Source organism: Ferrimonas balearica (assembly GCF_019802055.1).
In the GTDB taxonomy this organism is placed as follows: Bacteria; Pseudomonadota; Gammaproteobacteria; order Enterobacterales; family Shewanellaceae; genus Ferrimonas; species Ferrimonas balearica_A.
The window spans coordinates 45,648-62,774 of record NZ_JAHVHW010000013.1 but is presented as its reverse complement, the minus strand read 5'-3'; the positions used below and the strand labels follow the sequence as shown (position 1 = coordinate 62,774).

At 58.2% G+C, this 17,127-nt stretch carries 20 protein-coding genes; 9 read left to right on the top strand and 11 right to left on the bottom strand.

The window, feature by feature from the left end; all coding sequences use genetic code 11:
• Positions 1-518: 518 nt before the first annotated feature.
• Positions 519-1,055, top strand: a complete 537-nt coding sequence (locus KUV52_RS18450) for a gamma carbonic anhydrase family protein (protein ID WP_222527416.1) — start codon at positions 519-521, stop codon at positions 1,053-1,055.
• A gap of 1 nt (position 1,056) precedes the next feature.
• Here KUV52_RS18450 and KUV52_RS18445 read toward each other — a convergent pair whose 3' ends face one another.
• Together KUV52_RS18445 and aroE are read right to left on the bottom strand one after the other, a co-directional pair.
• Positions 1,057-1,332: a DUF1488 domain-containing protein gene (locus tag KUV52_RS18445; RefSeq protein WP_222527415.1), complete on the bottom strand. Its 276-nt coding sequence runs from the start codon at positions 1,330-1,332 to the stop codon at positions 1,057-1,059.
• Positions 1,329-2,153 carry a shikimate dehydrogenase gene (gene aroE, locus KUV52_RS18440; protein WP_222527414.1) on the bottom strand — a complete coding sequence of 275 codons (825 nt, stop codon included), beginning with the start codon at positions 2,151-2,153 and terminating at the stop codon, positions 1,329-1,331. Before aroE ends, KUV52_RS18445 begins: the two co-directional genes overlap by 4 nt.
• A gap of 30 nt (positions 2,154-2,183) precedes the next feature.
• On the opposite strand from aroE, the gene KUV52_RS18435 reads away from it, so the two are divergent.
• Positions 2,184-2,627 (top strand): group II truncated hemoglobin, encoded by a 444-nt coding sequence (locus KUV52_RS18435; protein ID WP_222527413.1) that lies wholly within the window; start codon positions 2,184-2,186, stop codon positions 2,625-2,627.
• On the opposite strand, the gene hemF is transcribed toward KUV52_RS18435, so the two are convergent.
• Genes hemF through KUV52_RS18415 form a run of 4 tightly spaced genes read right to left on the bottom strand, consistent with a single transcriptional unit; the run spans position 2,624 to position 5,261 of the window.
• A complete protein-coding gene (gene hemF / locus KUV52_RS18430) occupies positions 2,624-3,538 on the bottom strand; it encodes an oxygen-dependent coproporphyrinogen oxidase (RefSeq protein ID WP_222527412.1) in 915 nt (304 codons plus the stop codon). The two genes, KUV52_RS18435 and hemF, sit on opposite strands and share 4 nt — an antisense overlap.
• 25 nt (positions 3,539-3,563) lie before the next feature.
• The gene (locus KUV52_RS18425; protein ID WP_315900213.1) at positions 3,564-4,127 is read right to left on the bottom strand and encodes an L-threonylcarbamoyladenylate synthase; all 564 of its coding nucleotides are present in this window, start codon (positions 4,125-4,127) and stop codon (positions 3,564-3,566) included.
• A 10-nt stretch (positions 4,128-4,137) separates the two neighbouring features.
• A complete protein-coding gene (gene purE, locus KUV52_RS18420; protein ID WP_013343549.1) occupies positions 4,138-4,644 on the bottom strand; it encodes a 5-(carboxyamino)imidazole ribonucleotide mutase in 507 nt (168 codons plus the stop codon).
• A 50-nt stretch (positions 4,645-4,694) separates the two neighbouring features.
• Positions 4,695-5,261 (bottom strand): type I DNA topoisomerase, encoded by a 567-nt coding sequence (locus KUV52_RS18415; RefSeq protein ID WP_222527411.1) that lies wholly within the window; start codon positions 5,259-5,261, stop codon positions 4,695-4,697.
• A gap of 113 nt (positions 5,262-5,374) precedes the next feature.
• Here KUV52_RS18415 and KUV52_RS18410 point away from each other — a divergent pair, with 113 nt between their 5' ends.
• Positions 5,375-7,063 carry a collagenase gene (locus tag KUV52_RS18410; RefSeq protein ID WP_222527410.1) on the top strand — a complete coding sequence of 563 codons (1,689 nt, stop codon included), beginning with the start codon at positions 5,375-5,377 and terminating at the stop codon, positions 7,061-7,063.
• Between the two features lie 36 nt (positions 7,064-7,099).
• Here the strand turns inward: KUV52_RS18410 and KUV52_RS18405 are convergent, their stop codons facing one another.
• From KUV52_RS18405 to KUV52_RS18395, 3 genes are read right to left on the bottom strand one after another with little or no spacing between them, the layout of a single operon-like run.
• Positions 7,100-7,573, bottom strand: coding sequence for a DUF494 family protein (locus KUV52_RS18405; RefSeq protein WP_222527409.1), 474 nt, complete (start codon positions 7,571-7,573; stop codon positions 7,100-7,102).
• Between the two features lie 2 nt (positions 7,574-7,575).
• The gene (gene dprA, locus KUV52_RS18400; RefSeq protein ID WP_222527408.1) at positions 7,576-8,673 is read right to left on the bottom strand and encodes a DNA-processing protein DprA; all 1,098 of its coding nucleotides are present in this window, start codon (positions 8,671-8,673) and stop codon (positions 7,576-7,578) included.
• On the bottom strand, positions 8,660-9,757 hold the full coding sequence (locus tag KUV52_RS18395) for a LysM peptidoglycan-binding domain-containing protein (protein WP_222527407.1): 1,098 nt from the start codon (positions 9,755-9,757) through the stop codon (positions 8,660-8,662). The genes dprA and KUV52_RS18395 overlap by 14 nt, the downstream gene beginning before the upstream one ends.
• A gap of 137 nt (positions 9,758-9,894) precedes the next feature.
• Between KUV52_RS18395 and def the strand changes: the two genes are divergently transcribed.
• The 5 genes from def to KUV52_RS18370 are packed head-to-tail and all read left to right on the top strand — an operon-like array spanning position 9,895 to position 15,553.
• A complete protein-coding gene (gene def / locus KUV52_RS18390) occupies positions 9,895-10,410 on the top strand; it encodes a peptide deformylase (protein ID WP_222527406.1) in 516 nt (171 codons plus the stop codon).
• A 9-nt stretch (positions 10,411-10,419) separates the two neighbouring features.
• On the top strand, positions 10,420-11,364 hold the full coding sequence (gene fmt, locus KUV52_RS18385; RefSeq protein WP_222527405.1) for a methionyl-tRNA formyltransferase: 945 nt from the start codon (positions 10,420-10,422) through the stop codon (positions 11,362-11,364).
• A complete protein-coding gene (rsmB, locus tag KUV52_RS18380) occupies positions 11,361-12,686 on the top strand; it encodes a 16S rRNA (cytosine(967)-C(5))-methyltransferase RsmB (protein ID WP_222527404.1) in 1,326 nt (441 codons plus the stop codon). The genes fmt and rsmB overlap by 4 nt, the downstream gene beginning before the upstream one ends.
• Positions 12,683-14,083 carry a Trk system potassium transporter TrkA gene (trkA, locus tag KUV52_RS18375; protein WP_222527403.1) on the top strand — a complete coding sequence of 467 codons (1,401 nt, stop codon included), beginning with the start codon at positions 12,683-12,685 and terminating at the stop codon, positions 14,081-14,083. Before rsmB ends, trkA begins: the two co-directional genes overlap by 4 nt.
• 27 nt (positions 14,084-14,110) lie before the next feature.
• A complete protein-coding gene (locus KUV52_RS18370) occupies positions 14,111-15,553 on the top strand; it encodes a TrkH family potassium uptake protein (RefSeq protein ID WP_222527402.1) in 1,443 nt (480 codons plus the stop codon).
• A gap of 1 nt (position 15,554) precedes the next feature.
• On the opposite strand, the gene hemG (KUV52_RS18365) is transcribed toward KUV52_RS18370, so the two are convergent.
• Positions 15,555-16,091 (bottom strand): menaquinone-dependent protoporphyrinogen IX dehydrogenase, encoded by a 537-nt coding sequence (hemG, locus tag KUV52_RS18365; RefSeq protein WP_222527401.1) that lies wholly within the window; start codon positions 16,089-16,091, stop codon positions 15,555-15,557.
• A 192-nt stretch (positions 16,092-16,283) separates the two neighbouring features.
• On the opposite strand from hemG (KUV52_RS18365), the gene KUV52_RS18360 reads away from it, so the two are divergent.
• Entirely contained in the window at positions 16,284-16,601 is a 318-nt protein-coding gene (locus tag KUV52_RS18360; protein WP_222527400.1) for an ArsR/SmtB family transcription factor, read from the top strand.
• On the opposite strand, the gene hemG (KUV52_RS18355) is transcribed toward KUV52_RS18360, so the two are convergent.
• Entirely contained in the window at positions 16,596-17,120 is a 525-nt protein-coding gene (gene hemG, locus KUV52_RS18355) for a menaquinone-dependent protoporphyrinogen IX dehydrogenase (RefSeq protein WP_222527399.1), read from the bottom strand. The two genes, KUV52_RS18360 and hemG (KUV52_RS18355), sit on opposite strands and share 6 nt — an antisense overlap.
• Positions 17,121-17,127 lie beyond the last annotated feature (7 nt).

The window sequence follows — 17,127 nt, the reverse complement described above, 5'->3', positions numbered from 1 at the left end:
GCTACTCAATGAATACTGAATTAACTTGGTGTCACTCAGTAGCATCGAGAAAATGATGATTTCTCAACACTGCGTGAGTGCCCACACAGATTGTCTGACTAATTGTTAAAGAGCGTTGCTTCGTTTTCTACCGAAGCGGGATGCGCATTCTACGCTGTCCCATGTTGAAGTCAAGCAATTTTTCGTTCTTTCGAACCGCTCGCCTGAGCTTCTAAAACTTCAAGTTTTAGGCCTTTCGGCTTTCCCCTTGAAGTGGAGCGCCATTTTACTCAGTTAACTCATCGGGTCAAGCCCTTTTTTGATGAAGTTTTTTGAGTGGCTGCTGCCGTGTTAACCGGGCCGTTTCGCCGTTTGGCTTCGTTCCCCGTCAACGTGAGGGCGCATTATAGGGAGGGATTCTGAGGGTGCAAGGCTTTTTCGGCACAAATGTTTTGATCGGTGCAAAAGCCACCAGCCTGGGCATTAAGCCAGCAAGAGTGGGTATAATGACGACCAATTTCGACTTCAGGAGCCCCATCATGTCGCTGAACACCTACCAGAATCGTCTCCCCCAAATGGCTGACGGTGTCTTTATTGAGCCCAGCGCGGTGCTTTATGGCGACATCGCACTGGGAGAAGACAGCAGCATTTGGCCTCTGGTTGCCGCACGGGGTGACGTTAACTTTATCCGTATCGGTGCACGCACCAATGTACAGGACGGATCCGTGCTTCATGTTTCCCGTCCCGGTAATGGTCACCCGGATGGGTTTCCACTGATTATTGGCGAAGACGTGACGGTCGGGCATAAAGCGATGCTGCACGGATGCGTGATCGGTGATCGGGTCCTGGTGGGGATGGGCGCCATTATTCTGGATGGCGTCGTCGTTGAAGAAGACGTGATCATCGGTGCAGGAACCCTGGTACCCCCCGGCAAACGTCTGGAGAGCGGCCACCTCTATGTTGGCAGCCCCGCCAAAGCCGCCCGCCCCCTGACCGATGATGAAAGGGCCTTTCTAAAAGAGTCAGCCGCACATTATGTGCGGCTGAAGAACCAGTACCTGGAAGAACACTGCTGAATCAGATGGGCGGATGGCCGAGCCAGATCCGCCCCTGTGCGTCGAAGGCTTCATCCTCAATCAGGATCTCTGCTTCCGCCTCCAGATCAAACCGCAGCTGCTCAAAGGCGGCTGCGGCCTCTTCAGCACTGGTCAGGGTCATATCCAGCTTATTCGCCAGTACGTTCAGACCAATCAGGCAGGGGACCTGCTGACCGGCTACCATGGCATGAAACTGTGCCCAGCCCTGATCCCAGTCGATCTCGACATGGTCATTAAAGAGGATCTGCTGATTCATTGTTTCGCCTCCATCCGGGCCATCAGAGCCGCTTTCACCGGCCCGGTCTCGGGCCTGACGCCCCGCCACCGCTCAAAGCTCTCCGCGGCCTGGTTCACCAACATACCCAGCCCGGACAGATTGATCCTGCCCCCCTGCTTCTCACCCCAGAGCTGGAACGGCGTTGCCTTGGTGCCATAAGCCATATCATAGGTGATCCCGCCTGAAATCAGGCAGCCATCAGGTAATGGCGGGAGTTCCCCAGACAGCGATGCGGAGGTGCCATTGATAATGAGGTCGAATCTCCCATCAATGCCATCGAGCCCCACGCCCCTGATATTGCCCAGTGCAGAGAAGTCGCCAGCCAGGACCGTCGCTTTGCTTTCAGTACGGTTGGCGATGACCACTTCTGATGGTCCGCAGGCCAGCACCGGTTCCAGTACTCCCCTCACAGCGCCCCCGGCTCCGACAATCAAGACACGCTTGCCCTCAATGGCTGCGCCATGTTGAAGCAGGTCGGACACCATACCGGCCCCATCCGTATTGTCCCCGAGCAAACGACCGTCACTCTGCCAGTGGAGCGTGTTCACCGCCCCCGCCAGACGTGCCCGCTCGGTCAATTCGTCGCAGAGAGCAAACGCTTCCTCCTTAAAAGGCAGCGTGACATTCCCACCCTGCCCGCCTTCGGCCCGAAACCGGTGAACGGTTTCAGCGAACCCGCCCAGGGGTGCTAGGATGGCCCGATACTCAAGGGACTGGCCGGTTTGCCTGGCGAAGGTCTGATGAATAAAGGGAGACTGACTGTGGGCAATGGGGTGGCCGAACACCGCGTACTGATCCATGGTCCTGCCTGATCGCTGTAGGAATTTCTGATGCTGTCACTTATACGCCGACACTTGACCCGCAAGCAACCCAAGACCGCTTATGAAAAGATGGGGGGCGAACCGGTCGTGCGCGCGGTGGCCCACCGCTTTTATCAATTGATGGCGTCCGATTCGGATTACCAAGATCTGCTGGCGCTGCACCCTCAGGATCTGGCCAGCAGTGAAGAGAAGCTGTTTGAGTTTCTGAGTGGCTGGCTGGGCGGCCCGCCTCTGTTTGAACAGAAATACGGACACCCCATGCTGCGTGCCCGCCATCTGCCCTTCCGCATTGATAAGCGTCAACGCAATCTGTGGCTTCACTGCATGAAGCGGGCATTGGAAGCGGAAGTGAAAGACCGCCAGGTCAGACGGGCCATGCTTGAGGCCCTGATCCCCCTGGCGGATCACATGCGCAATAGCGAAGAGGGGTGCCCGGTCAGAGCCGGCAGTTAAGCCAGTTCCGCCAGCCAGTCACGAGGACGCAAGTAGTCATATAGACGGGCTTCTGCACTGTCGGCCTCTGGCTGGTATTGGTACTCCCAGCGAACCAACGGCGGCATCGACATCAGGATCGACTCGGTGCGGCCACCGGTCTGCAGCCCAAACAGGGTGCCCCGGTCATACACCAGGTTGAACTCCACGTAACGTCCACGACGATAGAGCTGGAACTGACGCTCCCGCTCACCGTACGCGTCCCCTTTTCGGCGCGCCACGATGGGCAGATAGGCATCGAGGAATCCATTACCCACGGCCTGCATCATGGCAAAGCTACGCTCAAAGCCCGGGGCGTTCAGGTCATCAAAGAACAGGCCGCCCACTCCCCGGGTTTCATCCCGATGCTTCAGGAAGAAGTAACGATCACACCAAGCTTTATAGTCCGGGTAGACCTGTTCACCAAAGGGCTCGCAAACCGCTTTGGCCACTTGGTGCCAGTGCAGAACATCCTCATCCACCGGGTAGTAGGGAGTAAGATCAAAACCGCCGCCAAACCACCAAACCGGATCCTCTCCCTCTTTCTCTGCGATAAAGAAGCGAACATTGGCGTGGGTTGTGGGGATGTGAGGGTTGCGCGGGTGGATCACCAGTGAAACCCCCATCGCTTCGAACCGGCGACCCGCCAGCTCTGGGCGGTGAGCCGTAGCAGACGCTGGCATCTGTGCTCCCATCACGTGGGAGAAGTTCACACCGGCCTGTTCAAACACCGCGCCTTCGCGGAGCACCCGACTCTCACCGCCGCCCCCCTCCTCGCGCTGCCACTGATCTTTCTGAAAGCGACCTTCGCCATCAGCCTGTTCGAGTGCGTCACAAATACGATTCTGAAGATCGAGGAGAAAGCGTTTTACGGCTTGCGGATCCGGAGCCATATCAAGTCCTTTTGCAGAGAAGAATTCAGGAGCGGAAGACCTGCTCGGTCATCGCATCGAGGATCATGGAGGGGTCTTTTCGACCACCCACTTCGCCCATTACCACACCGTCTATCCGGTCGCCCAGAGCCGCCAGCACCTCTTCAGCGCTGCGGGTCGGGTCCTCTCCGGTCAGGTTGGCACTGGTGGACACCACGGGGCCACCAAAGGCTCGACAGAGATCAGCGGCGACGGAGTGATTGGTCACTCGTACCGCGAGCGTATCAAATTGGCCGGTCACCCAATCAGGCACCGAATGTTTCGCGGGCATCACCCAGGTTGTTGGCCCGGGCCAACGTGCCATTACAGCCTCACGACGAGCCGCGGGTAGGGCTCCGTCATTCACGTAGGGCAGCAACTGCCCGTAATCAGCGGCGATCAGGATCAAGCCCTTTTCCACCGGACGCTGTTTAATGGCGAGGAGGCGGTGAACCGCCTCCTCGTTGGTCGGATCGCAGCCCAGTCCAAATACCGCTTCGGTGGGGTAAGCAACGACCCCACCTTTTGCCATGAGGGCGGCGCCCTCACTGACCGTCAGCATACGACTCACCGGTTTCTCCTCAACCAGCCAGTTTGGCCTGCAGAGCAGCGTCTTTAGCCTGAACGGCTTCGGCACTCTTCTGGCGCTCGGCTTTTACCGCAGCAGCCAGTTCATCATCGCCAACCGCCAGCATCTGAGCCGCCAGGTAACCGGCGTTCTTGGCGCCAGCGCTGCCAATGGCAACAGTTGCAACCGGAACACCACCAGGCATCATCACGGTAGACAGCAGCGCATCGTGACCCTGCAGCGGACCGTTATCGATCGGCACCCCAATCACCGGGCGAGTGGTGATTCCTGCTACAGCGCCAGCCAGGTGGGCAGCGAGGCCAGCAGCACAGATAAACACCTTACAACCACGAGCCTCGGCATCTTGCACGTAAGCGTGGGTGGCCGCCGGAGTCCGGTGGGCAGAGGTCACTTTGGCTTCATAACGAATGCCAAAACCCTTCAGGACATCCAGGGTGCTCTGCATGGTGGGCAGATCAGAATCAGAGCCCATCAGTACAGCTACAAAAGGGGTGCTCATGGTGGTTTTCCTTGTTGTGGGTCACAGAAGTGTTGTTATTGTCGCGCGGATTATATCGCCTTTGACTGATATTTGCATGAACGCTGGGGACAGATCCGCCGGCGCTCGCCCCGCACAGTTTTTTCCACCAGAACGGGCCAGCCACAATCTGGACAGGCTTCCGCTACCGGGGGGAAATTGAGCAAGTATTTGCACTTGGGGTAAGCGCTGCAGGCATAAAACTTCTTACCGAACCGATTGGTGCGCTCAACCAACTCCCCGCTTTTACAGCTGGGGCAGGTGACGCTGCTGTTGGTGTGTTCCGGCTCATCTTTGGCGATGTAGTCGCACTGGGGAAATGCGCTGCACCCAATATAAAAACCAAACCGACCAGACTTCAGTGCCAGCTCCTGTCCGCACAACGGACACTCCGTGCCTTCCAGCGTCTCCGCTTCCACAGCACTCTTCTCCACCAGCGGACGGTGGTATTGGCAGGTGGGATAACTCTGACATCCCAGGAAAGGCCCATGTTTGCCATGTCGCACGGTTAATTCGCTGCCGCACTCGGGGCAAACGCCATACTCCCGCTCCAATGCATGCTCATGAGTGCTGAACAGCTGTTGGTCTATCTTGGACATGAACCCTTTCCAACCACGCTATGAACTGAACAGATTTTATCAGTTATCGGGGTAGGATTGCATTGGAGTCTCACAGTGGAATATTGTATACAAAAACAAACAAGGGAATGACAATGCGTTTACTTCTCCCCCTGGCCCTGACCGGTCTTCTGGGTGCCTGCAGCTCTTTGCCCGAGCCTGCCCCAATCCCCCTTCAAAACTGGCAGCAGCCGGATCCGGAACAGCTTCCCCTGGCTCTGGACAACCTCAGTCACGGTGATGCCGAACCCGCACTGGATTACCTTCGCGCCTTCTCCTATTTCGGTGATCCCGACACTCTGACCGAAGCTCAGCAGGTGCAGCTGCATGAGGCGATGCTGGCCCGGGGCAAAAGACTGAACGCACTGACTGAGCCGCGCCTGGCGGAGCAGTGGGCGGTTACGCTGTATCGCTACTACGGACAGGAAGGGCTGCAGGACAAGGCTGAAGCACTGCTGCCCAGCCTGATCCGCCAGCTGGAACTGTTCAGTGAACACCCCCCGGTTTCCCTGGCCCAGGAGTATGCCTTATGGGAGCTGCTGCGTGCCCCAGGTCTGCTGATGCATAAGGTGCGACGCGATGACGAATCCAACCCGTTGCGTCAGACCCTGAGTGCACAGGGGATCTCCGAAGCATTACGCCAGTATGCGGCAAGCTCCGGTGCCCGATATGACAGTCAGGACTGGCCGCTGCAAAACGCCTACTGGGTGTTGGCGCATCAGCGCCTATTGCTTGAGGAGGAGGCCGCGCTTGCTCAGGACGAGGCCGTTGCCGCCATCGCCCGCCAGGATCAACAGCACCATGGCGACAGCGCGAAAACCGCCTTCACCCTCGGCTACCTGGTGAACGCTTTTCTTGGCCAGGAGGCCTGCAAGGAGACCTACGGGGATCTTTGCGCCATACCCGAGCCGGAAGCGGTGTTGCCGATCACCCATGCCTGTACCGATCGACTGGTGATCCGCACGCAGGATCTCAGCCGCGATGAGCTGGCCGTCAGCTGCGAACGCCTCACCTCTCAGGAGGACCACTTCCACCAGCTGCTGGCCACCGGCATGACGCCGGTCGTCAACGACCACAACACCGCCCTGGAAGTGGTGGTATTCAAAAACTGGAGTCAGTACAACGCATACGGGCAGCTGCTGTTCGATATCGGCACCGATAACGGCGGCATGTACATCGAAGGCACCCCCCAGGCTGAGGGTAATCAGGCCCGCTTCTTTGCCTTCCGGGGCTGGTGGCTGCCGGAGTTCAATGTCTGGAACCTGAACCACGAATACGTTCACTACCTGGATGGCCGCTACATCAAGTATGGCGGCTTTGGCCATTTCCCCGGCCAGATGGTGTGGTGGGCAGAAGGGTTGGCTGAATACATCTCCAAAGGGAATGACAACCGTCAGGCTCAGAAGCTGCTGCAGGAGACCGCACCGGCAGAGTGGCCCACCTTGGAGACCATCTTTGCCACCGAGTATGACGATGGGCTGGACCGCACCTACCGCTGGAGCTACATGGCCGTTCGCTACCTCTCCGAGCATGACCCTGAGCGGCTGCGGTCCATCACTCAGCCATTGAAGGGTGACTACGCCGAGGGCTATGCCAATGCCCTAGCAGAGACGGCCGGAGCGCATCAGGCTGGCTTTGAGCAGTGGCTTACCCAATGGGCCGCCGAGCCTCTGGCGGAAGAGGAGAACGCCTCACCCTACCCCCGCAAGCTGAACCGATACGGGTACCGGGATTACCTGCGTCCCCCTCAACTGGCCAACACCGAAGGTCATCTGCACTTCTGAAAACTGACAGGGCGCCGTAAGGCGCCCTGCTCTTTCTCAGTGAAGATACCCTTCCGGTTCTTCAAATATCAGATCTTCCATCTGACTGTAGGCCTGTTCATTGCCTGGTGCATTGAACAGCACCATCAACACCACCCACTTCAGGTCGTCCAGAGACAACGGTTCGCCATCGAGCTCCATCACCCGGTCAATCACCATCTCCCGAGTGGTGGCGGACAACACCTGGATCTGCTCCAGAAACATCAGGAATCCGCGGCTCTCAGTATCGAGCCGGGCGGTTTCCTCGGCGGTGTAGATCCGGAAGCTGCCGGGTTCTACCCCTCCCAAATAGGGATGGCGATCGGAGTCTTGCAACGCCGCCAGCTTTTCAATCCAGATCAGGGCTTTGCCAATCTCATCAGAGCGAAACCCAGCGCGACTCAACTCGTCTGTCAGCTCTTCGCGGTCGAACAAAAGTTCAACATCGCTCTGTACATAGGTCTCAAACAGGTACATTAAAATGTCGAACATCATTATTTCCCCCTCAGCCGAACATAGCCACCGGGCACCGCTGCAACCCACCCGTCCAGTTCCATCTCGGTTAGTTGCTCAAGCACAACATCTACCGGCAACTGGCTACGAGCCACTACATCATCTACCGGTGTTGCGTCGTAATCCACACTATCTAACAACGCCGGGACAGGCAAACTTTCTACGTCCATGGTGGTCGGCCTGATCAATGCGTTTAAAGCATCCGTCGAGAGTTGGAGCAGCAGTTCCTCAATGATATCGACCGGATCAGAAGCCAATTTGGCACCCTGCTGGATCAATTGGTGACAACCGATACGGTTTGGATCCAGAACGCTGCCCGGCACCGCAAACACCTCCCGCCCCTGCTCAGCCGCCAGTCTCGCGGTGATCAATGAGCCGCTCCGCAGCCCTGCCTCCACCACGATAACTCCCTGGCTGAGCCCACTGACGATCCGGTTTCGCCGCGGAAAGTGGGAGCGACGGGCCCCGACACCCGGCCAGAATTCAGAAACCCGGGCGCCGTTTTGGGTGATGCTCTGAGCCAAAGCCCGATGCCGGGCGGGATACACGGAGCCCAGTCCGCAGCCCTCGACCGAAACCGTTTGCCCCTGCTCCAACGCCCCCTGGTGAGCCGCGCCATCAATCCCCTCCGCCAGCCCGGACACTATGGTCCATCCCAACTCTGTCAGGGTCCTGGCCCACTGCTGAGCCAATTGGCGCCCCGCTAGTGAAGCGTTGCGACTTCCCACCATCGCCAGAGCAGGCCGGTGCAAAAGATCGGGATCACCCGCCACAAACAGCAGAAGAGGAGGGTCAGCAATGTTTCTAAGGGAGGGGGGATAACGAGAATCGGTGAGCGGGATGATGTGGTGTTGAGGGTTTGAGTTGAGCCAACTGAGAGTACGCTGTATCGCTGCCTGGTCCGGTTCCAGCAGGGCCCGGTGCTGGGCTTCCGAAAGGCCAGGGAGCCTTCCCCGCTTGGCCCGCTCCCAGAACTGGCTCCAGGGTATCGCCTCCACCAGAGCCAGTTTGCGGACCAGGCCCACTCCGGATAACGCATCCAGAGCGAGCCAGCGGGTCAGCAGATCACTCTTTGCCACTGCCAAACACCATGGGCTCAGGGCGCGCCAGCAGATCCAGAATGCGCACCGGACGACGACCATTAACGATCAGGCCCAGACTGACCCGGTCATAGGTTTTGAACAGCATCAGCTCACCACGGTAAACCTCTGGCTGTTTGATGGTGCGTCCATCGGAGATCTTCGCCACCATCTCGTCATAGGCGCGACGCCCCTCCGGCTCAACAAACTCGCCATCGCGGTTCCTCACCACTTCGGTGCCCTCTTTGTAGATGGCATAGACCTGACCGGCCGCCGCCCCATCCGCTTCACCGCGGTTGATGATGGCCACTTCCAACGGACCAATCTCGCGGACCATGGCATCGGAAGCGATAACCCGGCCATCCGCCCCTTCCGGAGCAGCAGTCGGCATCATGTAGGCAGGCAGCAGCAGGTCATCCTGAATGGGCATCACCTTCTGACCCGGCTTAACCTCCTGACGCATACTCAACAGCTCCAAACGGGAAACATCACCGCTTTCAATCACCCGACCGGTGGCCGTCATCAGGGCTTCCTGCCCCAGGAACTCATTGGTGTCCGGATCCATAAAGCGACGGGACAGTTGGTAGACGGCGTACTTTTCACCCAGCTCGAGGCGTTCATTTACAAACACCACGTCCCCCATGGTGTAGCGGGTGGCATCACGCTCACCGCCAATAACCTGCGGGGTGTCCTCCAGGGCCTTCTCACCAAGGATCTGCTGGAAACTCAGGTAGGGTTCGATGATGGAAAGCGGCAGAGCCGGAATGGCGCCACCCTTTTGCTGGATTCCCATCTCAGGGGAAAGTCGCTTCACCGGCTTGCGAACCAGGCGAGGCTGTCCATCCAGATAAACCAGGTTGAGCCGGTCTCCGGGATAGATAAGGTGGGGGTTGGCGATCTGCGGATTTGCGCCCCACAGCGTAGGCCAACGCCAGGGGTCATCCAGGAAGAGTGCGGAGATATCCCACAGGGTATCCCCCTTCTTGACCACGTAAGTTTGCGGATGCCCGGGTTTGAGAGTCAGGGTGTCCGCAGCCAGTGGTAGGCTAAGCAGCGCTACCAGCATCATAATTACAATTCTCATCTGACATCCTTGTTACGTAAGTCCCGCCACCTCCCTTACCTGTAAAAGGAAGTAGCAAAGGGTTAAAATTACCCCAAAACAACCTAATTATGGGTAGGTTGTTGTCAAATTTTTTCGATATATGAATGAGATTAGTCATGGCTGTAAGAGAAGTCCTGCGTTTTCCTGATGAGCGCCTGCGCACCATCGCAGAACCGGTAATCGACTTTGGCCCGGCTCTTCAGCAGTTGGTGGACGATATGTTCGACACCATGTACGAAGAGCGCGGCATCGGTTTGGCGGCGACCCAAATCAACGAACACGTTCAGGTGATCGTGATGGATCACTCCGAAGACCGCAGCGAACCCAAGGTGTTTATCAACCCACGCATCGTTGAGGAGAAGGGCCACTTCACCAATGAAGAGGGCTGTCTGTCCGTACCGGGTGTTTACGCCAAAGTGGAGCGGGCGGAGCATGTGGTGTTCGAAGCTCAGGATCGGGAAGGTAAAACCTTCACCGTTGAAGCGGATGAGCTGCTCTCCATCTGCATCCAGCATGAGATGGACCACCTGAAAGGTAAGCTGTTTGTGGATTACCTCTCTCCCCTGAAGCGCCAGCGCATCAAGCAGAAGCTGGAGAAACAGGCCCGCGTTGAAGCCAAACACGCTTCCTAGGAACCCACTTTGACTGCACTCAAAATCGTTTTTGCCGGTACACCGGATTTTGCCGCTCAGCATCTGGCGGCACTGCTCGACTCCCATCATCAGGTGGTGGCGGTCTACACTCAGCCAGATCGTCCGGCGGGACGAGGTAAGAAGCTGACCGCCAGCCCGGTAAAAGCGCTGGCGCTGGAGCACAATCTGCCGGTTTACCAGCCGCAATCCCTTCGCAAAGAGGACGCGCAGCAGGAGCTTGCCGCCATCGACTTCGACCTGATGGTGGTGGTGGCCTATGGCCTGATCCTGCCCAAGGCGGTGCTAGACATGCCCAAACTGGGCTGCATCAACGTCCACGGCAGTCTGTTGCCGCGTTGGCGCGGAGCGGCGCCGATCCAGCGTTCCATCTGGGCCGGTGACAGCGAAACCGGCGTTACCATCATGCAGATGGATGAAGGCCTCGATACCGGCGCCATGCTGCACAAGGCCTCTCTGCCGATTGAGGACAGTGACACCTCCGCCACCCTCTACACCAAATTGGCGGAACTGGGCCCCAAAGCCCTGCTGGATGCTCTCGTTCCTCTGTCAGAGGGTACGGCGGTCGCGGAAGTGCAGGATGATGCCCTGGCCAACTACGCCGAGAAGCTCTCCAAAGAGGAAGCGGCGGTGGACTGGAGCAAGTCTGCTCTGGCGCTGTGGCGTGAATGCCGTGCCTTTAACCCCTGGCCGGTAAGCCACTTCCAGGTCGCGGAGCAGACCATCAAACTCTGGGATTGCGAACCCCTGGACCAACACCACGATGCGGCACCTGGCACCGTCCTCGCGGCCGACAAGAACGGTATCCGGATCGCCACTGGCGAAGGCGTACTGAATCTGATCAGCCTGCAACTGCCCGGCAAGAAAGCGATGGCGGTTGCGGATATCCTCAACGCCCGTAAAGAGTGGTTTGAGGTAGGAACCCAACTGAGATGAGCCAACCCAACCTGCGCGCCCTGGCCGCGTCCGTCGTAATTCAGGTTATCGACCAGGGACACTCCCTGTCTCAGGCCCTTCCCAAAGCCCAGAGCAAACTTCGCGACCCCCGCGATAAAGCGCTGCTGGCTGAAATCGCCTACGGTGTAATGCGTCAGTTGCCCCAGCTGGACACCCAGCTGCGCCGCTGCCTGCAGAAGCCGTTGAGCGGCAAAAAGCGGATCATCCATGGTCTGCTTCTCTCTGGCCTGTACCAGCTGAAGCACACCCGGGTTGCCCCCCATGCGGTTGTTGCGGAATCCGTTAACGCTTGCCGTGAGATTGGCGCCCCCGGTATGACCGGTCTGGTAAACGGGATACTGCGCTCACTGTCGCGGGATCTGGAAGCGCTTAAGGCGGAGCAGTTCGATGCCCCCGCCCTGCACTACCGCCATCCTGGCTGGTTTATCAAGCGCCTGGAGCAAGCCTATCCGGAGCGTTGGCAGGCGATTCTGGATGCCAACAACGAGGCGCCACCGCTTTGGCTTCGCAACAATGTGCTGCAGCAGTCCCGTGAGGATTACCTCAAGCAACTGGCGGAGGCTGGCGTTGACGCGCTGCCCGGCGAGGAGCCGGAATCCATTCGGCTGCCCAAGCCCTGTGATGTCACTGCCCTGCCCGGTTTTACCAAAGGTGCGGTATCGGTACAGGACCACTCTGCTCAGATCAGTGGCCGCCTGCTGGGCGCTCAACCTCAGGAGCGGGTACTGGATGCCTGTGCAGCGCCGGGCGGCAAAAGCTGTCACATCCTCGAGCAGCAACCCAAACTGGCGGAGCTGGTCGCCCTGGATGTGGACCCCTGGCGTCTGACCCGGGTGCAGCAAAACCTGGATCGTCTGGGGCTGACTGCCACGCTCAAATGTGGCGACGGCACCGACCCGGAAAGCTGGTGGGACGGTCAGCCCTTTGACCGCATTCTTCTGGACGCGCCCTGCTCTGCGACCGGTGTTATGCGCCGGAACCCGGACAGCAAGTGGCTGCGCCGAGATGAAGACATTGCCCAACTGGCTGAGCTGCAGAAGCGCATTCTGAATGCCTGCTGGGAGATGCTGAAGCCGGGCGGCACCCTGGTTTACGCCACCTGCTCCGTACTTCCTGATGAAAATGTGCAGCAGATCCAAGCGTTTCTTCAAAATACCCCCGATGCTATGCTCGATCCCATTGTGGCGGATGAAGACGCGACCCAACCCGGCTGGCAACTGTTGCCGACGCCCGAGGGTGGAGACGGGTTCTACTATGCCCGCTTGATCAAACGGCAGGACGGGACCTCCCAGACAGCATGAAAATCATCATTCTCGGCGCCGGCCAGGTCGGCGGTACCCTGGCTGAAAACCTGGTCGGGGAAAACAACGACATCACCATCGTCGACAACAACATCACTGCGCTGAGAGCGCTGCAGGACAAGTTGGATCTGCGCGTGGTGCACGGCCATGCCGGTTTTCCTCACGTGTTGAGGGATGCGGGTGCCGAGGATGCCGACATGCTCATCGCGGTAACCAACTCCGATGACACCAACATGGTGGCGTGCCATCTGGCCTACACCCTGTATGGCACACCCACCAAGATCGCTCGTATCCGCAGTCCGGCCTACCTTTCCAAACGGGATGAGCTGTTCCAGAGCGGCGGTTCGGATCCGGACAGCCGGGGTCGGTTCTTTATTGACGAACTGATCGCTCCTGAGCAGTTAGTGACCAATTACATACGCCGGTTAGTTGAATATCCGGGGGCTTTGCAGGTTCTTGAGTTCGCTGATGGCAAAGCCAGCCTGGTGGCTGTTAAGGCCTACTACGGCGGGTCTCTGGTGGGCAGCGCGCTTGCTGCACTGAAAGAACACATGCCCAATATCGATACCCGGGTGGCGGCGATTTTCCGTCAGGGACGCCCCATCATGCCTCGGGGAACCACGGTGATTGAAGCGGACGATGAGGTGTTCTTCGTCGCCGACTCCAAACACATCCGTGCGGTAATGAGTGAGATGCAGAAGCTGGAGTCCAGCTACCGCAACATCATGATCGCCGGTGGGGGCAACATCGGTTTCGGCCTGGCCAAGGCGCTGGAACCGTTCCACGAAGTGAAACTGATTGAGCGCAACGCCGAACGGGCCAGTCAGCTGTCGGAGTACCTGGAGGACACCACGGTGTTCCACGGGGATGCCTCCGATCAGGAGCTGCTTAACGACGAGCAGATCAGCCAGGTGGATGTGTTTATCGCCGTCACCAACGACGACGAAGCCAACATCATGTCTGCCCTGTTGGCCAAACGGATGGGCGCGAAGAAAGTGATGGTGCTGATCCAGCGCGAGGCTTATGTGGATCTGGTGCAAGACGCCAATATCGACATCGCCATCTCGCCCCAACAGGCAACCATCTCTGCCCTGCTGACTCACGTTCGTCAGGGTGACATCAATAATGTTTACTCCCTGCGCCGTGGCGCCGCCGAGGCGATCGAAGCGGTGGCTCATGGCGACCCCACCACCTCCAAAGTGGTGGGCCGTCAGGTGCAGGAGATCAAACTGCCGCCGGGCACAACCATTGGCGCCATCGTTCGTCGGGACGAAGTGATGATGGCCCACGACCGTACGGTCATTGAACAGGATGACCACGTCATCCTGTTCCTAGTGGACAAGAAACACATCCGGGAAGTGGAGAAGCTGTTCCAGCCAAGCGCGCTGTTTATCTGATCTTCGAGGCTCAAAAAGGAGACCGGGATGATCAACGTCAGACCCCTGCTGCTACTGCTTGGTTTGTTCCTGGCGGTATTGGCAGGGCTGATGCTGGTGCCAGTGGGGTTTTCCCTCTACCACAATGAAGGCCTGGTTCAGGACTTCCTGCTGTCTGCGGCGCTTACCGGCGGCGTGGCTTTTGTGGCACTTGGCAGCAGTTGGGGCTGCAAAGTCACCCTTCACACCCGAGACTTTTATCTCTTCACCACCCTAACCTGGTTTGTGGTGGCTCTGTTTGCCGCTCTGCCCTTTACCTTCTTCCACGCCATCAGCTATACCGACGCCTTCTTTGAGACCATGTCCGGAATCACCACCACCGGATCCACGGTGATGTCCGGGTTGGATACGGCGCCCTGGTCGATCCTGATTTGGCGCTCTCTGCTGCAGTGGCTGGGTGGCATCGGATTTATCGCAGTGGGCGTGGCGATTCTGCCAATGATCAACGTCGGGGGGATGCGGCTGTTCCGTACCGAGTCCTCCGACTGGTCTGATAAATCATTGCCCCGAACCAAGCTGATTGGCCGGGCACTGGTGAAGGTGTACGTGGTCCTGACCCTGCTTTGTGGGGTCGGCTATTACCTCTCGGGCATGACGGTGTTTGAGGCGATCAACCACGCGATGACCACGGTCTCCACCGGTGGCTACTCCACGACCGACAGCTCCATGACCCATTTCAGCGTGGCGGCACACTGGAACGGCACCCTGTTTATGTTTCTCAGCGGCCTGCCAATGCTTCTGTATGTGCAGAGCATCTACCGCCGCTCGATGGCCCCCTGGAATGATCAGCAGGTTCGGGGCTATACCCGCTTCGTAATCGCGGCATCCCTGGCTCTGGCTATCTGGCTGGCTCGGGCCCAGGATATGGATTTCTTTCCCGCCCTCACGCTGGCCGCGTTTAACCTGGTTTCCGTGGTCACCACCACCGGCTTCGCCTCAACGGATTACAGTCTTTGGGGCCCGGCCGCCAACATCATCTTTTTCCTGCTGATGTTTGTGGGGGCCTGCTCCGGCTCCACTTCGGGCGCCATCAAGATATTCCGCTTCCAACTGGCGCGCGCCATCGTGATGAAAGCGTTGCGGCAACATATCCACCCCAATGCGGTGGTGCCACAGCGCTATAACCGACGACCGATCAACGAGGATATTCTGCGCTCGCTAGTGGCCTTTACCATGCTCTTTATGGTGACCATTGCGGCGCTGTCGCTGTTTCTGGTGCTGGTGGGTGTGGACCCCATTTCGAGCCTGACGGGCGCCGTCACTGCCGTAACGAATGTTGGTCCTGGATTGGGTGAAGTGATTGGGCCCGCTGGCAACTTTTCCTCTTTGCCGGATTCCGCCAAGTGGGCCCTGAGTGTGGGGATGCTGTTAGGGCGACTGGAGATCGTCACCGTCGCCGTGCTGTTCCTGAGAACCTTCTGGGGTTACTGATTCAGGACAGAGTCGCCAGGTGGCGGGCGTAGTCCCGCACATCTTCCCAGTCGGTGTAGTCGATCACCGTCTTGGGATCGGTCGGGCCATTGGTCATCTTCATGATGAGACGGATGGCCAGGCTGTCCAAAAAGCCCCAGTTCGGATAATCCACCTTGCCGGCAATCACCTTCAGATCGGTAGGACGCCAGGGGGAAAGCTCCAGGAATTTCTGCATGTAGCGATTGCCCTCCACCGTCGACTTCTCGGGGGTACGGGCCACAACGGACACATTAAAGAAGCTGCTGGGGCGGGCTTCCAATTCCGCCCGGTTGTCCTCGATAAAGGCGAAAACGCTCTTATCGTAAGTGCCATAGAGCACCGGGGCACCCATCACGACGCGTTGATAACGGGTCCAGTCGATCCCTTCCCGCTCCGCTTCCAGAAGATCCATCATGTCGCAAGCCTGCCCCTCATCCTGAAGGGTCTCCATGATGGTGCGAGCTACGCGGGCTGTGTGGCCACCGCGACTCATGTACAACACCAGTGTCCGTGTCATCTGCTCTCCTGGGTATCGATACGGGATTTGAGTCTCAGTGTGGCGTCCACCCACTGGCTTTGCCGAGCCAATGATCACAAAGCCCCTACCTGAGCCAAGGATTAACGAAAAAACGAGATCCAGCTCTAAGTATTAACAAAGTCAGAAGATAGAATTAATATTAGTTCTGGCTAATTTTTCTACGAGGTTGCGATGACGTCCGAATTCGACATTGCTGACATGGCAGACAACGCCGAAGCCGCTTCACGCTTGCTGAAGTCCATCGCCAACGGGCACCGCTTGATGATCCTCTGTCTGCTGCTGGATAAAGAGCTGACGGTAGGCGAATTGAATGACCAGGTTCCCCTGAGCCAGTCTGCGCTGTCCCAGCATCTGGCGGTATTGCGCAAAGAGGGTTTGGTGACCACCCGCAAAGAGGCGCAGATGGTGTGGTACCAATTGGCCAGCCCGGAAGTGGAAGCGATTCTCTCTACCCTGCACAAAATCTATTGTGCGCCGGCGGAGTCATAACGCCACGCACTGATCCGCAAAGCGCTCCACCTCTCCCCAGTCGGTGTATTCCACCACGCTATCCGGCTGGGTTGGCCCCTTGGTCATCCACATGATGAAGCGGATGATTTGGCGATCCCAGAACGAGTAGATGGGATAGTTCAGCTTTCCGGCAAAGACACCAAGTAACTGAGGCTGCCAGGGGCTCTGCCTGACAAACTTCACCATATAAGGGTTGGTTTCCGGGGTGTTTTTGTTGGCCTTTCTGGCCACCAGATTGACGCAAAAAAAGGCGCTGGGCAGACGACTGAGCGCCGCCCGGTTGGCAGTGATAAACGCCATCAACTCGGGACGGAATTTGCCGTACCGAATCGACGCGCCGATGATCACCTTATCCGACTCCGCCAGCAGCGTCGCTCCTTTGGACAGTTCCGCCACCGTCACCCACTGACCCTGAGCTTCCAACCGGGCCTGAAGTCGCTCAGCGATGCGCCGGGTTTGACCATCAACGGTGGAATAAAGGATCAGCACTCGCGACATGGCGGAC

Excerpts from the sequence above, each read along its gene's own strand:
- trkA (WP_222527403.1), top strand. The coding sequence starts at position 12,683 with ATGAAAATCATCATTCTCGGCGCCGGCCAGGTCGGCGGTACCCTGGCT.
- hemG (WP_222527399.1), bottom strand. The coding sequence starts at position 17,120 with ATGTCGCGAGTGCTGATCCTTTATTCCACCGTTGATGGTCAAACCCGG.
- KUV52_RS18435 (WP_222527413.1), top strand. The coding sequence starts at position 2,184 with ATGCTGTCACTTATACGCCGACACTTGACCCGCAAGCAACCCAAGACC.
- KUV52_RS18410 (WP_222527410.1), top strand. The coding sequence starts at position 5,375 with ATGCGTTTACTTCTCCCCCTGGCCCTGACCGGTCTTCTGGGTGCCTGC.
- hemG (WP_222527401.1), bottom strand. The coding sequence starts at position 16,091 with ATGACACGGACACTGGTGTTGTACATGAGTCGCGGTGGCCACACAGCC.
- aroE (WP_222527414.1), bottom strand. The coding sequence starts at position 2,153 with ATGGATCAGTACGCGGTGTTCGGCCACCCCATTGCCCACAGTCAGTCT.
- KUV52_RS18415 (WP_222527411.1), bottom strand. The coding sequence starts at position 5,261 with ATGTCCAAGATAGACCAACAGCTGTTCAGCACTCATGAGCATGCATTG.
- KUV52_RS18445 (WP_222527415.1), bottom strand. The coding sequence starts at position 1,332 with ATGAATCAGCAGATCCTCTTTAATGACCATGTCGAGATCGACTGGGAT.
- KUV52_RS18450 (WP_222527416.1), top strand. The coding sequence starts at position 519 with ATGTCGCTGAACACCTACCAGAATCGTCTCCCCCAAATGGCTGACGGT.
- KUV52_RS18360 (WP_222527400.1), top strand. The coding sequence starts at position 16,284 with ATGACGTCCGAATTCGACATTGCTGACATGGCAGACAACGCCGAAGCC.
- hemF (WP_222527412.1), bottom strand. The coding sequence starts at position 3,538 with ATGGCTCCGGATCCGCAAGCCGTAAAACGCTTTCTCCTCGATCTTCAG.
- purE (WP_013343549.1), bottom strand. The coding sequence starts at position 4,644 with ATGAGCACCCCTTTTGTAGCTGTACTGATGGGCTCTGATTCTGATCTG.
- rsmB (WP_222527404.1), top strand. The coding sequence starts at position 11,361 with ATGAGCCAACCCAACCTGCGCGCCCTGGCCGCGTCCGTCGTAATTCAG.
- KUV52_RS18405 (WP_222527409.1), bottom strand. The coding sequence starts at position 7,573 with ATGTTCGACATTTTAATGTACCTGTTTGAGACCTATGTACAGAGCGAT.
- KUV52_RS18370 (WP_222527402.1), top strand. The coding sequence starts at position 14,111 with ATGATCAACGTCAGACCCCTGCTGCTACTGCTTGGTTTGTTCCTGGCG.
- KUV52_RS18395 (WP_222527407.1), bottom strand. The coding sequence starts at position 9,757 with ATGAGAATTGTAATTATGATGCTGGTAGCGCTGCTTAGCCTACCACTG.
- def (WP_222527406.1), top strand. The coding sequence starts at position 9,895 with ATGGCTGTAAGAGAAGTCCTGCGTTTTCCTGATGAGCGCCTGCGCACC.